The sequence below is a fragment of the Novosphingobium indicum genome (assembly GCF_014645195.1).
In the GTDB taxonomy this organism is placed as follows: Bacteria; Pseudomonadota; Alphaproteobacteria; order Sphingomonadales; family Sphingomonadaceae; genus Novosphingobium; species Novosphingobium indicum.
Genome location: NZ_BMLK01000007.1, coordinates 138,025 through 152,703, shown reverse-complemented (window position 1 = coordinate 152,703; position 14,679 = coordinate 138,025). Strand labels below are relative to the sequence as shown.

At 63.7% G+C, this 14,679-nt stretch carries 13 protein-coding genes; all 13 read right to left on the bottom strand.

All coding sequences use genetic code 11. The features are described 5' to 3' along the window. Nucleotides 1–74: 74 nt before the first annotated feature. The 13 genes from IEX64_RS09145 to nuoF all read right to left on the bottom strand — a co-directional run bounded on the left by IEX64_RS09145 (nucleotide 75) and on the right by nuoF (nucleotide 14,586). Nucleotides 75–362 (bottom strand): DUF1467 family protein, encoded by a 288-nt coding sequence (locus IEX64_RS09145; protein WP_188819446.1) that lies wholly within the window; start codon nucleotides 360–362, stop codon nucleotides 75–77. Between the two features lie 10 nt (nucleotides 363–372). Beyond that, the gene (locus tag IEX64_RS09140) at nucleotides 373–1,998 is read right to left on the bottom strand and encodes a ribonuclease J (RefSeq protein ID WP_188819347.1); all 1,626 of its coding nucleotides are present in this window, start codon (nucleotides 1,996–1,998) and stop codon (nucleotides 373–375) included. Then, on the bottom strand, nucleotides 1,995–2,774 hold the full coding sequence (locus IEX64_RS09135) for a type III pantothenate kinase (RefSeq protein WP_188819346.1): 780 nt from the start codon (nucleotides 2,772–2,774) through the stop codon (nucleotides 1,995–1,997). Before IEX64_RS09135 ends, IEX64_RS09140 begins: the two co-directional genes overlap by 4 nt. Before the next feature lie 15 nt (nucleotides 2,775–2,789). After that, on the bottom strand, nucleotides 2,790–3,512 hold the full coding sequence (locus tag IEX64_RS09130) for a biotin--[acetyl-CoA-carboxylase] ligase (protein ID WP_188819345.1): 723 nt from the start codon (nucleotides 3,510–3,512) through the stop codon (nucleotides 2,790–2,792). Between the two features lie 15 nt (nucleotides 3,513–3,527). Next, the gene (gene nuoN, locus IEX64_RS09125) at nucleotides 3,528–4,991 is read right to left on the bottom strand and encodes an NADH-quinone oxidoreductase subunit NuoN (protein WP_188819344.1); all 1,464 of its coding nucleotides are present in this window, start codon (nucleotides 4,989–4,991) and stop codon (nucleotides 3,528–3,530) included. Continuing rightward, entirely contained in the window at nucleotides 4,991–6,538 is a 1,548-nt protein-coding gene (locus IEX64_RS09120; protein WP_188819343.1) for an NADH-quinone oxidoreductase subunit M, read from the bottom strand. The genes nuoN and IEX64_RS09120 overlap by 1 nt, the downstream gene beginning before the upstream one ends. A gap of 4 nt (nucleotides 6,539–6,542) precedes the next feature. Further along, entirely contained in the window at nucleotides 6,543–8,600 is a 2,058-nt protein-coding gene (gene nuoL, locus IEX64_RS09115) for an NADH-quinone oxidoreductase subunit L (RefSeq protein WP_188819342.1), read from the bottom strand. Nucleotides 8,601–8,705: 105 nt separating this feature from the next. Then, nucleotides 8,706–9,011, bottom strand: a complete 306-nt coding sequence (nuoK, locus tag IEX64_RS09110; RefSeq protein WP_039284112.1) for an NADH-quinone oxidoreductase subunit NuoK — start codon at nucleotides 9,009–9,011, stop codon at nucleotides 8,706–8,708. Then, nucleotides 9,008–9,625: an NADH-quinone oxidoreductase subunit J gene (locus IEX64_RS09105; RefSeq protein WP_188819341.1), complete on the bottom strand. Its 618-nt coding sequence runs from the start codon at nucleotides 9,623–9,625 to the stop codon at nucleotides 9,008–9,010. The genes nuoK and IEX64_RS09105 overlap by 4 nt, the downstream gene beginning before the upstream one ends. A 15-nt stretch (nucleotides 9,626–9,640) precedes the next feature. Then, on the bottom strand, nucleotides 9,641–10,126 hold the full coding sequence (gene nuoI, locus IEX64_RS09100; RefSeq protein ID WP_188819340.1) for an NADH-quinone oxidoreductase subunit NuoI: 486 nt from the start codon (nucleotides 10,124–10,126) through the stop codon (nucleotides 9,641–9,643). Continuing rightward, complete coding sequence (gene nuoH / locus IEX64_RS09095; protein ID WP_188819339.1) at nucleotides 10,123–11,166, bottom strand: NADH-quinone oxidoreductase subunit NuoH; 1,044 nt, start codon at nucleotides 11,164–11,166, stop codon at nucleotides 10,123–10,125. The genes nuoI and nuoH overlap by 4 nt, the downstream gene beginning before the upstream one ends. Before the next feature lie 91 nt (nucleotides 11,167–11,257). After that, nucleotides 11,258–13,276 carry an NADH-quinone oxidoreductase subunit NuoG gene (gene nuoG / locus IEX64_RS09090; protein ID WP_188819338.1) on the bottom strand — a complete coding sequence of 673 codons (2,019 nt, stop codon included), beginning with the start codon at nucleotides 13,274–13,276 and terminating at the stop codon, nucleotides 11,258–11,260. Further along, on the bottom strand, nucleotides 13,276–14,586 hold the full coding sequence (gene nuoF, locus IEX64_RS09085; protein WP_188819337.1) for an NADH-quinone oxidoreductase subunit NuoF: 1,311 nt from the start codon (nucleotides 14,584–14,586) through the stop codon (nucleotides 13,276–13,278). Before nuoF ends, nuoG begins: the two co-directional genes overlap by 1 nt. Nucleotides 14,587–14,679: the final 93 nt, after the last annotated feature.

The window sequence follows — 14,679 nt, the reverse complement described above, 5'->3', positions numbered from 1 at the left end:
AACAGGGTTGTTGCATAAGTTAGCTGGGACGGAAAGGAAAGAAGCTCAGGCATGGGCGAACGGTATGCCTGCGATCAGTAGCCCAGATCCTCCACCGGCGGCTTGCCGAAGAAGTTGAGGTCCTCGAGCGTGATCCACCCGTTCACGTAGTTCGCGTAATACAGCGCGAAGAACACTGCCGCGAGCAGCGACGCACGCAAGACGATCTTGCCCGGCCGGAAATTCACCGGCGCGCTATCGGCATGGCCTTTCTCGACCGTCTCGCCTTCCTCATGCGGCGTACGCAAACCGAAAGGCATGACCAGAAAGGCGCTCAGCACCCAGAAAAGGCCGTAGATGGCGACGATCGAGAACCACTGCATGTGCATGGGGTCAATCTTCCAGCAGCAGGACCTGCACCTGCGGGCGCTTGCCAGACCAGCGGGTTGCGGCGCGGCGCGCGGCCAGGCGGCACGCTTCGGAGCGCGATTCGCGGTCGCCCTTCTTCACCCGGCGCAGCGCTTCGGCGACATCGCGGCGGGCTTCCTCGACAAATTCGGCGTAATCCTCGTCGAGCGGCAGGCCCATCGCGGAAACTTCGACATTGCCCTTGCGGTCGGCCGCGACCGAAACCACGCCGTTGTAGGCAATCCGCCGGCGCATCACTATCGCCTCGCCATCGGATGGCGTGATGATGTCGCCATCGAGCACGAGCCGACCGGCGCGCACTTCGCCGAATTTGCCGGGGTGATCGGGCGCGAGGCGAACGAGATCGCCGTTCTTCTGGAACACCGCCTTGGGAATGCCGCAGGAAAGACCGAGCCGGGCCTGTTCCTTCATGTGGCGGATCTCGCCATGGACGGGGAGCAGGATCTGCGGGCGCAGCCAGCCATAGAGCGTTTCGAGTTCGGGACGCCCCGGGTGACCGGAGACGTGAATCATGCTCTGCCGGTCGGTCACGAGTTCGACGCCCGCTTCGGCAAGCCGGTTCTGGATGCGGCCGATGGAGAGCTCGTTGCCGGGGATCTGGCGGCTCGAAAAGAGCACGACATCGCCCTTTTCCAGCTTGATCGGATGGCTGCCTTCGGAAATGCGCGCCAATGCCGCGCGCGGCTCGCCCTGCCCGCCGGTGGCGATGATCAGCACTTCGTCTCGCGGCAGGTCCATCACTTCGTCGATGTCGACGATTTCCGGAAGTTTCTTGAGGTAACCACAGGCCTGCCCGGTGCTGATGATCCGGTCGAGCGAGCGTCCCGCCACGCAGAGCCGCCGCCCGGTCTTGCGCGCGACATCGCCCAGCGTCTGCAGCCGTGCCACGTTGGACGCGAAGGTCGTGACCAGCACGCGCTTGCCCTTGTGGCGCTTCACTTCCTTGAGCAGGCCCTCGTAGACTTCGCCCTCGGAGCCGGAGGCCTTGTCATTGAAGACATTGGTGGAATCGCAGACCAGCGCCAGCACGCCTTCGTCGCCGATGGCGGTCAGTTCCTCGGCCGTGGCCGGCGTACCGATCTGGGGCGCGTCGTCGAGCTTCCAGTCGCCGGTGTGGAAGATGCGGCCATAGGGCGTCTCGATCACCAGTGCATTGCCCTCGGCGATCGAGTGCGCGAGCGGCACGTAGCGAATCCCGAAGGGGCCGATCTGGAATTGCTCGAGATCGTCGATCACGATCAGCTCGACCACATCGAGCAGCCCCGCCTCTTCGAGCTTCGCCGCCACCAACTTGGCGGTGAACGGCGTGGCATAGAGCGGCACGCCCAGATCTTCGGCGAAATAGGGTACCGCGCCGATGTGATCCTCGTGCGCGTGGGTCAGCACGATACCGAGCAGGTTCTCCCGCTCGTTCTCGATGAATTCGAGATCGGCGAAGACCAGATCGACGCCGGGGTATTCGTTCATGCCGAAGGTCATGCCCAGGTCGACCATCAGCCACTTGCCCTGACAGCCGTAGAGATTGACGTTCATGCCAATCTCGCCGGAGCCGCCGAGCGCGCAAAAAACCAGTTCCTTGCCGGGAATCACTTGGATGCGGCCCTTTCAGCCAGAATTGCCAGACCCTCGATAGTGAGGTCGGCCTCAACCGAGTCGAATATCTCGGTCGCTTCGTCGAACAGTACCGCGAGGCCGCCGGTGGCGATGACCTTGGCGGGACGTCCGATTTCGGCGCGGATGCGGGCGATCAGCCCTTCCATCATTGCCACATAGCCCCAGAATACGCCGATCAGCATCTGATCCTCGGTATTGCGGCCGATAACGCTGGTGCTCTCGGGAATTTCGATGGCAATGCGCGGCAGCTTCGCCGTGTTGCCCACCAGCGCATCGAGCGAGAGGTTGATGCCCGGTGCGATGATGCCGCCCTTGTAGGCGCCGTGGAAGTCGATCACGTCGAAAGTCGTCGCCGTCCCGAAGTCGACGACGATCAAGTCGCCCGAGTGCCTCGCGTGCGCGGCAATGGCGTTGACGGCCCGGTCCGCACCCAGCGACTTGGGCTCGTCGACATCGATGTCGATCGCGTAGTCGGCGGCACCCACGCCGGCGATCAGCGGCTCGACGTTGAAGTAGTGTCGGCAGAGCACCTCAAGGTTGTGCAGCGCGCGCGGAACGACCGTGGAGATGATGATCCGGTCGATCCTCTTCGCCTCGATCCCGCGGATCGCGAGAAGCTGCATCAGCCAGACGGCGTATTCGTCTCCGGTGCGGCGCGGGTCGGTGGCGATTCGCCAGCGGCCCTTGACGGTGCGGCCTTCCAGCAGCGCGAAAACGACATTGGTATTGCCGGCGTCTATGGCGAGAAGCATGGGCTTACGGTTTCCTCAATGCGGGGCGCTGGCGAGCATGACATCGCCGGCGTGGATCGTGCGCTGCGATCCATCGTCGAGTGCGAGCAACAGATTGCCCTCCTGCGAAAGTCCGGCAAAGCGGCCTTCCAGCGCCTCCTCCCCCGGAGGGAGCACGGTCAGCCGGGTTCCCAACGGATGCGCGGCACTTTGCCAGCGACGCAGCAGCGGGGCAAGGCCGGCGGTGCGCCAGCGCTGGAGCTCCAGATCGAACGACACCGTAAGCGCCTGGGCGAAACCGTCGCGGCCGATCTCGACGCCAAGGTCGGAAAGCGCGACGACCTTGCGGCCCGGAATATCCGGGGCGCTGTGCAGGTTCACCCCGATACCCGCGATCACCACACCGTTTGCGGCTTCGAGCAGAATGCCCGCGACCTTGGCGTCGTTCAGCAGCAGATCGTTCGGCCATTTGAGCCGCAGGTCGGACTGTCTGGGCAGGAAACCCACCAGCGCTTCGTAAACGGCCAGCCCGGTCATCAGTGCCAGCGTTGCCGGCGAGGGATCGCCGGCTGCGGGCCGGATCACCGTCGAGCCCATGAAGTTACCGGCACCATCGTTCCAGACGCGGCCTAGGCGGCCCTTCCCCGCTACCTGACGGTCCGCCACCAGCCACTCGCCTTCTGGCAGGTATTCCCCCCCCGCAAGGCGCGCGGCCAGATCGGCGTTGGTCGAACCGGTTTCCTGGACGATCCGGATCAAAGCGCCCGGATCAGATCAAAGGGCATGGAAAAGCGCGGTGGCAGCCGTGTCGGTAAGTCCGCCGAGCCACTTGGTGAGCAGGAAGCCCAGCGGCGAAATGACCACGCAGGAGATCACGAGGATCAGCTTGTGCCACACGTCGCTCTCGCCCTTCACCACATCGGCAGGCTCGTCGAAGTAGATGATCTTCACGACCTTGAGGTAGTAGAAGGCGCCGATGACCGAGGCTGCGAAGCCGAGAGCGGCCAGCGCGATCATCCCGCCATCGACGGCCGCCTTGAAGACCAGGAACTTGCCCCAGAAGCCGAACAGCGGCGGGATACCGGCAAGGCTGAACATGATCATCGCCAGACCCAGCGCCAGCCCCGGACGCGTGCGCGACAGACCGGCGAGGCTCGGGATGTCCTCGACGTAGTCGCCCTTCTCGTCCTTGAGCATCAGGATCGCAACGAAACCGCCGAGCGACATCGCAACGTAGATCGCGAGGTAGAACAGCATGGCCGAGGCACCCTGCGGAGTCGCCACGGCGAGACCGACAAGGATGAAGCCGACGTTGTTGATCGACGAGTAGGCCATCAGGCGCTTGATGTTGCTCTGACCGATGGCGCCGAGGGCACCGACGACGATCGAGGCAAGCGCGATGAACAGGATGATCTGCTGCCAGGCAGCGGCCTGATCCCCGAAAGCATCGAGCATGACGCGCATCGTCAGGCCCAGCGCGGCCACCTTCGGCGCGGTGGCGAAGAACGTCGTCACCGGCGTCGGCGCGCCTTCGTAAACGTCGGGCGTCCACATGTGGAACGGCACGGCGCTGATCTTGAAGGCAAGACCCGCGAGCATGAAGACGATGCCGAACAGCGCGCCGTTCGAAAGACCGTCCGCCAGCACGGCATTGATGCCCGAGAAGGCGGTCGTGCCGGTGAAGCCGTAAATCAGGCTCATACCGAACAGCAGGATGCCCGAAGCCAGCGCGCCCAGCACGAAGTACTTGAGGCCCGCCTCTGCCGAACGTCCGTCGGTCCGCAGGAACGCGGCCAGCACGTAGGCAGCGAGCGAGTTCATTTCGAGACCGATGTAGAGTGTGATGAGATCGCCGGCCGAAACCATGATGCCCATGCCCAGCGCGGCGAAGATCACCAGCACCGGGAATTCGGCACGCATCGCGTTGTAGCGCTCGAAGAAGGCGGGCGCGATGACCAGCGTGGCGGCGGCCGAGATATAGATCAGGATCTTGGCATAGCTGGCAAAGGCGTCGGCGTAGAACTGACCGAAGAAGGCCGAGGTATCCGGCCCCATGGCCCCGCCGCACAGCGCCGGCGCGACGAGCGCGCTGGCCGCGACAAGTGCGGCTACCGCGAGGATCGAGATCAGGCGGCTTGCCTTGTCCCCGCCCCAGGCTGCGACGAGAAGCAGGACGAGGCCTGCAATGCTAAGAGTTTCTTCCGGCGCGATCAGGCGCAGCGACTGCGACCAGTCCATCAGTGTGCCCCCTCATGCGCAGCATTGTCTTCGTGCGCAGACGTGTCTTTGCTCGTGGCAGCCCCCATGGCCACCTTGCTGTCCCCTTCCGGCGCCGCACTGGCGAGCCGGGCTTCGAGCGCGGCGATATCGCCACGCATCGGAGCAATGAAGCTCTCGGGGTAGATGCCCATCCACAGCACCGCGAGCGCCAGCGGAACGACCATCAGGTATTCGCGGACGTCAAGATCGGCCATGGCGGCGGCATCGGCGTTCTTCTGCTCGCCAAAAACGACCCGGCGATAGAGATAGAGCATATAGGCCGCGCCGAGGATGATGCCGGTGGCGCAGATCAGCGTGGTCCAGGTCGAGACCTCGTAGATACCCGCGAGGCTCAGGAACTCGCCGACGAAACCGCTGGTGCCCGGAAGGCCGATCGAGGCCATCGTGAAGAGCAGGAAGAACAGCGCGTAACGCGGCATGTTGATCGCCAGGCCGCCATAGCGATCGATCTCGCGGGTGTGCAGGCGATCGTAGATAATGCCCACGCACAGGAACAGCGCGCCCGAAACGAGGCCGTGGCTGAGCATGACCATCATCGAGCCTTCGAGGCCCTGCTGGTTGAAGGCGAACAGGCCGATCGTCACGATAGCCATGTGGGCGACCGACGAATAGGCGATCAGCTTCTTCATGTCGTGCTGGACGAGCGCAATCAGCGAGGTGATCACGACGGCGGCCATCGACAGGCCCCAGATCAGCGGCGCGAACCCGGCCGAGGCTTCGGGGAACATCGGCAGCGAGAAGCGGATGAAGCCGTAACCGCCCATCTTCAGCAGCACGCCGGCCAGAATGACCGAACCGGCGGTCGGTGCCTGAACGTGGGCAGCCGGAAGCCAGGTATGGACCGGCCACATCGGCATCTTCACCGCGAAGCTGGCGAAGAAGGCCAGCCACAGCCACGTCTGCACCGACGGATCGAAGTTGTAGGCCATCAGCGTGGGCACGTCGGTCGTACCGGCCACGTTGACCATGTAGAGCATGGCCACGAGCATCAGCACCGAGCCGAGCAGCGTGTAGAGGAAGAACTTGTAGGCCGCGTAGATGCGGTCCTGCCCGCCCCAGATGCCGATGATCAGGTACATCGGGATCAGGCCGGCTTCGAAGAACATGTAGAACAGGAAGATGTCCTGCGCGGCGAACACGCCGATCATCAGCGTTTCCATGAGCAGGAAAGCGCCCATGTATTCGCCGACGCGCTTGTCGATCGAGTTCCAGCTCGCGCCGATGCAGATCGGCATGAGGAACACCGACAGCTCGATCAGCAGCAGAGCAATGCCGTCGATGCCGAGCGCATAGGAGAAGCCCGAGAAGAGCTCCAGACGCTCGGTGAACTGCCACTGGGCGCCGCCCACGTCGAAATTCAGCCACAGCACGATACCGAGCGCCAGATCGACAAGCGTCGCGATCAGCGCAAGATTGCGCGCCGCTTTCGCCTCGAGGAACAGGCACGCTACTGCTGCCGCAAGCGGCACCAGCAACATCACGCTGAGGATCGGAAAACCACCCATCATCTTATCCCGCGATCACCCAGCTGATGGCGCCGACAAGGCCCAGCAGCATTATGAGAGCATAGCTGTACAGATAGCCCGACTGGACCTTCTGCGCGTAAGTCGAACCCTTGGCCACGGCCCAGGCGGCGCCGTCCGGACCGAAACGGTCGATGACGCCGATGTCGAGAACCTTCCAGAACACCTTACCGATCCAGAACGCGGGGACCACGAACATGTAGTGATACAGTTCGTCGAACATCCACTTGCGGTACACGAAGGTATAGACCGGCCCGAGCTGCTCGGCGACGGCCGCCGGGAAGCTGGTGTTCTTGATGTAGCCGTACCATGCGGTCAGCAGGCCGAGCGCCATGACCGTGAAGGGAGCCCACTTCACCCACGTCGGCACTTCGTGCATCGCGTGGATCAGGTGCTCGTCGAACACCAGAGAACCCTTCCAGAACTCGCCCGTGCCTTCGCTGATGAACTCGTGATGGAACACGAAGCCGGCAGCGACGGCACCGATCGAAAGCACGATCAGCGGCACCAGCATGACCCAGGGGCTTTCATGCGGATGATAGCCGGCTGTGCCCTCGTGCGCGGCAGCGCCGTGGGCCGAGTGCGCATCGGTATGCTCGCCGGAATCTTCCTCATCCGGGTGATCGTGGTGATCGCCATGGACCGCGTGCTGAATATGCTCCGAACCGGCCCAGCGCGGCTTTCCGAAGAAGGTCAGGAAGACGAGACGCCAGGAGTAGAAGCTGGTCATCAGTGCGGCGAAGATGCCCATCCAGAACGCGAAATTGCCCGATGCCGAACCGGCGCCGAAGGCCGCTTCCAGAATGGCATCCTTCGAATAGAAGCCCGCGAAACCGACGAGGCCTGCAATGCCGACACCGGTAATGGCCAGCGTACCGGCCGTCATTGCCCAGAACGTCGTTGGGATATGCTTGCGCAGGTCGCCGTAGAAACGCATGTCCTGTTCGTGGTGCATCGCATGGATCACCGAACCGGCACCAAGGAACAGCAGCGCCTTGAAGAAGGCGTGCGTGAACAGGTGGAACATGGCCGCGCCATAGGCACCGACGCCGGCCGCGAAGAACATGTAGCCGAGCTGCGAGCAGGTCGAATACGCGATCACGCGCTTGATGTCCCACTGGGTGCAGCCGATGGTCGCCGCGAAGAAGCAGGTAGCCGCACCGATCACCGTCACGAAAGCCGCGGCCGTCGGGCTCGCCTCGAACATCGGCGAAAGACGGCAGACCATGAAAACGCCCGCGGTAACCATGGTGGCGGCGTGGATCAGCGCCGAAACCGGAGTCGGGCCTTCCATCGCGTCGGGAAGCCAGGTGTGCAGACCGAGCTGCGCCGACTTGCCCATCGCGCCGATGAACAGCAGCAGGCACAGTATCGTCATCGTCTCGAAGCGCATGCCGAGGAAGCCGATGGTCGACCCGGCCATGCCGGGCGCGGCCGAAAGTATCTCGGGGATCGAGACAGTGCCGAACACCAGGAACGTGCCGAAGATGCCGAGCATGAAGCCGAGGTCGCCCACGCGGTTGACCACGAAGGCCTTGATCGCGGCGGCGCTCGCCGACGGCTTGCGGAACCAGAAACCGATCAGCAGGTACGAGGCAAGGCCCACGCCTTCCCAACCGAAGAACATCTGCACCAGGTTATCGGCGGTTACCAGCATGAGCATGGCGAACGTGAAAAGCGATAGGTACGCGAAGAAGCGCGGCTGATCCGGCTCTTCGCTCATGTAGCCCCACGAATAGAGGTGCACGAGCGCCGAGACCGAGGTGACGACGACGAGCATGACCGCGGTCAGCGTGTCGACGCGCAGCGCCCAGTCGAACGTGAGCGTCCCCGAGGCCACCCACTTGAGCACCGGCACCACGGTCTCTTCAGCACTGCCGCTGAGAAAGCCGAGGAAGATCGGCCAGGACAACGCGCAGGCAATGAACAGCGCGCCGGTCGTGATGACCTTCGCCGGAACATTGCCGAGCTGCTTGTTGCCAAGCCCGGCGATGATCGCTGCCGCCAGCGGCAGGAAGACGATGATGAGAATGCTGGAACTCACTGCGTCCTCCCGAACCGCTCGTGCTGAGCCTGTCGAAGTACGAGGGGTTTGCGCGCGGCCTTCGACAAGCTCAGGCTGAGCGGGACTTGGATCAGGGACATGTTTTTATCCCTTCATCCGGTTGACGTCGTCGACGGCGATGGAGCCGCGGCCACGGAAGTAGATCACGAGGATTGCAAGCCCCACTGCTGCCTCGCCGGCGGCTACCGTCAGCACGAACATCGCGAATATCTGTCCGGTCAGGTCGCCGAGGAAGGCGCTGAACGCCACGAGGTTGAGGTTCACCGCAAGCAGGATGAGTTCGATCGCCATCAGGAGAACGATCACGTTCTTGCGGTTGAGGAAGATGCCGAGGACGCCGAGCACGAAGAGGATCGAGCTCACCACGACATAGTGTTCGACACCGATCACAGCTGAACCCCCTTGCCGACTTCGGGCTTGACGTTGAATGTCGCCTCTTCCGGACGGCGTGCGATCTGCTTGGAGACCTTCTGGCCGCGCGTGTCGCCGCGCTGACGGTGGGTCAGCACGATGGCGCCGATCATGGCCACCAGCAGAATGATGCCCGCCGCTTCGAAGAGGAACAGGTAGCGGCTGTAGAGCAGCCCGCCGATCGCCTCGATGTTGGTCGTGCCGGCAGGCGTTGCCGCCGTACCGTCGGGCGTTCCGAGCTGGATAGCACCGGCCTTGTAGGCCCCGATGCCGAGAACCATCTCGGCCAGCAGCACGAGCGCGACGAGCGTCCCGAACGGGAAGTACTTGACGAAACCGGCGCGCAGTTCGGCGAAGTCGATGTCCAGCATCATGACGACGAACAGGAACAGCACCGCGACCGCGCCGACATAGACGATGACCAGCAGCATGGCGATAAATTCGGCACCGACCAGGATCATCAGACCCGCGGCATTGAAGAACGCCAGGATCAGCCAGAGCACAGAGTGCACCGGGTTACGCGAGAGTATGGTGATGGCGCCGGACGCGATGGTCATCACGGCGAACAGGTAAAAGGCGATAACGTGAATCATGACCCCGAGCGCCCCCTACCGATACGGCGCATCGGCTTCAAGGTTCGCGGCAATCGCCCGCTCCCACTTGTCCCCGTTCGCCAGTAGCTTAGCCTTGTCATAGAGCAGTTCTTCGCGCGTTTCGGTCGCGTATTCGAAGTTCGGCCCCTCGACGATCGCGTCTACCGGGCAGGCTTCCTGACAGAAGCCGCAGTAGATGCACTTCGTCATGTCGATGTCGTAGCGCGTGGTGCGGCGCGAACCGTCCTCGCGCGGCGCCGCCTCGATGGTGATCGCCTGCGCCGGGCAGATCGCCTCGCACAGCTTGCAGGCGATGCAGCGCTCTTCACCGTTGGGATACCGGCGCAGCGCGTGCTCACCGCGGAAGCGGGGCGAGAGCGGGTTCTTCTCGAAGGGATAGTTGATCGTCGCCTTGGGCTTGAAGAAGTACTTCAAGGTCAGCCAGTGCGCCTTCACGAACTCGTAGAGCGTAAAGGATTTTACGAGTTGAGCGACGCTCATACTGCATACCTCGTAAGCATCAGGTAGCCCGAGACCACCACGACGAAGCCAAGCGATACGGGCAGGAAGACTTTCCAACCCAGACGCATCAGCTGGTCGTAGCGGTAGCGCGGGACGGTCGCCTTCACCCAGGAGAAGACGAAGAAGAAGAACAGCACCTTGAGCAGGAACCAGACGAAGCCGGGCACGAGGTACAGAACCGGGATGTCGAGCGGGGGCAGCCAGCCACCGAAGAACAGCGTCGCGTTGAGCGCGCACATCAGCAGTACGTTGGCGTATTCGCCGAGCCAGTAGGCGGCGAAGGCCATCGACGAATATTCAGTCTGATACCCGGCGACGAGCTCGGATTCCGCCTCGGTAAGGTCGAACGGCGCGCGCTGCGTCTCGGCCAGCGAGGAGATGAGGAACATCACCCACATCGGAAACAGCAGCGGATTGAACACGAAGCCGTTCAGGATCCAGAGATGACCTTGCTGCGCCTTGACGATGTCGTTCATGTTGAACGTGCCGGCCCACAGGACCACGCAGATCAGAATGAAACCAATCGAGACTTCATAGGAAATCATCTGCGCCGAAGCGCGCATCGCGGAGAAGAACGGGTACTTCGAGTTCGAAGCCCAGCCCGCCATGATCGTGCCGTAGACACCCAGCGAACTGATCGCGAGCACGTAGAGCAGGCCGACGTTGATGTCCGCCAGCACCGCGCCTGAATTGAACGGGATCACCGCCCAGGCAAGCAGCGCGACGGTGAAGGTCACGACCGGCGCGATCAGGAAGATGCCCTTGTTCGCGGCCGAGGGGATGATGGTTTCCTGCAGGAAGACCTTGAGGCCGTCCGCGAAGGACTGGAGCAGACCGAACGGGCCGACCACGTTCGGACCGCGGCGCAGCGCCATGGCGGCCCAGATCTTGCGGTCAGCGTAGATGGTCATCGCAACCACCAGCATCAGCGGCAGCGCGATCAGCAGGATACCGCAGACCGTCGCGACGAACCACGCCCAGTCATAGGACATGCCGAGAGATTGGAAGAAGGCGGTCACTGGATCTTCTCCCCGCTCAGGCTGAGCTTGTAGAAGCCCGACGCGCCAACGCCCTTCGAAAGGCTCAGGGCGAGCGGATGTTGTGCAAGCATCATTCCGCGGCCTCCGCAATCTCCTCGCCGTGCAGCAGTTCTGCCGAGCAGCGCTGCATGGTCGCACTGGCGCGAGCGATGGGATTGGTCATGTAGAAGTCCTTGACCGGGTAGGCGATCTGGCCGGATGCGGAACCGCCGCCGGCTGGCAGGTCGCTCCCGTAGTCCGCCAGGCCTTCGCTGCCAAGGGCCGGAACCTCGGAAATCATCGCGGCGCGCAATTCCTCGAAGCTGTCGAAGCCCAGCTCGACGCCGAAGGCATCGGCGAGCGCCCGCAGGATCGTCCAGTCCTCGCGCGCGTCACCCGGCGCGAACACCGCCTTGTCGGACAGCTGCACGCGGCCTTCGGTGTTGACGTAAGTGCCCGCCTTCTCGGTGTAGGCCGCGGCCGGCAGGATGACGTCGGCGGCATGGGCGCCCTTGTCGCCGTGATGGCCGATGTAGACGATCATCGAGTCGGCAAACCGTGTGTAGTCCACTTCATCGGCGCCGAGCGAGAGCAGCACCTTGGGCTTGGCCGCGACGATATCCGCCAGGCCGCCCTTTTGCGCATAGCCCAGCATCAGCCCGCCCATGCGGCTTGCCGCCATGTGCAGGACGTTGAAGCCGTTCCACGTGGTGCCGTCTTCCAGCTCGCGCACGATGCCGATCTGCTCGCCGACCGAAAGCGCGGCCTCGAGACCGCCACGGCCCAGCCCTGCCCCGCCGACGATGATCGCCGGACGCTTGGCATCGCGGATCGTTTCCCAAACGTGGTTCGGCAGGTCGCCGATCTTCGAAAGATCGTCGCCGAGGAACTCGCCGCCGAAGGTGGTGTCCCACTCGGGACCAATCAGGAAGACCTTGGCGCCGCGCTTCACCGCCTTGCGCAGGCGGACGTTCACCAGCGGCGCCTCGGCGCGCACGTTGCTGCCGACGATCAGGATCGCATCAGCGCTCTCGATGCCGTTGAGCGTGGTGTTGAAGTTCACTGCGGCCAGGCTCGACGTGTCGTAGTCCATGCCGGTCTGGCGGCCTTCGAGCAGGTCCGAACCGAGCGCACCGACCAGCTTCTTGGCGGCAAACATCGTTTCGCAATCGAGCATGTCGCCGGCCACGGCGGCAATCGACTTGCCGGGGTTCAGCGTTGCGATGGCTTCGAAAGCCTCGTTCCAGCTTGCGGGGACGAGCTTGCCGTCGCGGCGCAGGTAGGGCTTGTCGAGACGGCGCTTCACAAGGCCATCGACCATGTAGCGCGCCTTGTCGCTGATCCACTCCTCGTTGACGTCGTCGTTGACGCGCGGGAGCACGCGCAGGACTTCGCGGCCGCGGCTGTCGATGCGGATGTTCGAGCCGATCGCGTCGGACACGTCGATGCCGAGCGTTTTCTTCAGCTCCCAGGGCCGCGCCTCGTAGGCATAGGGCCGCGAGGTCAGCGCGCCGACCGGGCAGAGATCGATCACATTGGCCGACATCTCGTGCTTGGCGGCATGCTCGAGATACGTGGTGATCTGCATGTTCTCGCCGCGATAGAGCGCGCCGATCTCGTCGACGCCAGCGATCTCTTCGGAGAAACGCACGCAGCGGGTGCAGTGGATGCAGCGCGTCATCGTCGTCTTGATGAGCGGGCCCATGTACTTCTCGGTGACCGCGCGCTTGTTCTCGTGATAGCGCGAGCCGCCGCGGCCATAGGCCACCGACTGGTCCTGCAGGTCGCATTCGCCGCCCTGGTCGCAGATCGGGCAGTCGAGCGGGTGGTTGATGAGCAGGAACTCCATCACCCCTTCGCGGGCCTTCTTGACCATTTCGCTGTCGGTGCGGATTTCCTGGCCCTCGGTCGCCGGGAGCGCGCAGGAGGCCTGCGGCTTGGGCGGTCCGGGCTTCACCTCGACCAGACACATGCGGCAGTTGCCGGCGATCGACAGCCGCTCGTGATAGCAGAAGCGCGGGATTTCCTTGCCGGCCAGTTCGCAGGCCTGCAGCACGGTTGCGCCGTTGGGGACGTCGAGTTCGACGCCGTCGACTTTGACCTTTGGCATTATTCGGCAGCCTGTTGCAGCGAGCCGAGACGCTCTTCGATCCGGCGCTCGATCTCGGGACGGAAGTGGCGGATGAGGCCCTGGATCGGCCAGGCGGCAGCGTCGCCCAGCGCGCAGATGGTGTGGCCTTCGACCTGCTTGGTGACCTGCTGCAGCATGTCGATTTCCTCGACCGCCGCTTCGCCGGTGCGCAGGCGCTCCATCACGCGCCACATCCAGCCCGTGCCTTCGCGGCACGGCGTGCACTGGCCGCAGCTCTCGTGCTTGTAGAAGTAGGACAGGCGCGAAATGGCGCGCACGATGTCGGTGGACTTGTCCATGACGATCACGGCGGCAGTGCCGAGGCCGGAGCCCAGCGCCTTGAGGCCGTCGAAGTCCATCGGCGCGTCCCATATCTGCTCTGCCGGAACCAGCGGGACCGAGGAACCGCCGGGGATCACCGCCAGCAGGTTGTCCTTGCCGCCGCGAATACCGCCGCAGTGCTTTTCGATCAGCTCGCTGAAGGGGATGCCCATTTCCTCTTCCACGACGCACGGCTTGTTCACGTGGCCGGAGACCTGGAAGAGCTTCACACCCTTGTTGTTCTCGCGGCCGAAGCTGGAGAACCACGCCGCGCCGCGCCGCATGATGGTGGGCGCAACGGCGATCGATTCGACGTTGTTGACCGTGGTCGGGCAGCCATAGAGGCCCGCGCCGGCCGGGAACGGCGGCTTGAGGCGGGGCTGGCCCTTCTTGCCTTCGAGGCTCTCGATCATCGCGGTTTCTTCGCCGCAGATGTAGGCGCCCGCGCCGCGATGGACGAAGACGTCGAGGTCGTAGCCCGAACCGCAGGCGTTCTTGCCCAGCAGGCCGGCTGCGTAAGCTTCATCGCGCGCGGCGAAGAGCGTCTCCGCCTCGCGGATGTATTCGCCGCGGATGTAGATATAGGCAGCCCGCGCGCCCATTGCGAAACCGGCAACCAGCGCGCCTTCGAGCAGGATGTGCGGATCGTGGCGGATGATCTCGCGGTCCTTGCACGAGCCCGGCTCGGATTCGTCGGCGTTGATGACGAGGAAGCTCGGCTTGGGATTGCCGTTGTGATCCGTCGGCGGCTGCTTTGGCATGAAGGACCATTTCATGCCGGTCGGGAAGCCCGCGCCGCCACGGCCACGCAGGCCCGACGCCTTGATTTCCTCGATGATGGCTTCCCTGCCCTTGGCAAGGATATCCTTGGTGTTGTCCCAGGCGCCGCGCGCCTGCGCATCCTTCAGGTGCCACGACTGATAGCCGTAGACGTTGGTGAAGATGCGGTCCTTGTCCTGCAAGCTCACAGTTCAAACTCCCCGCTCGTCATTGCGAGCGTAGCGAAGCAATCCAGGGCGATGGCGCGCGACGCTCTGGATTGCCGCGTCGCTTCGCTCCTC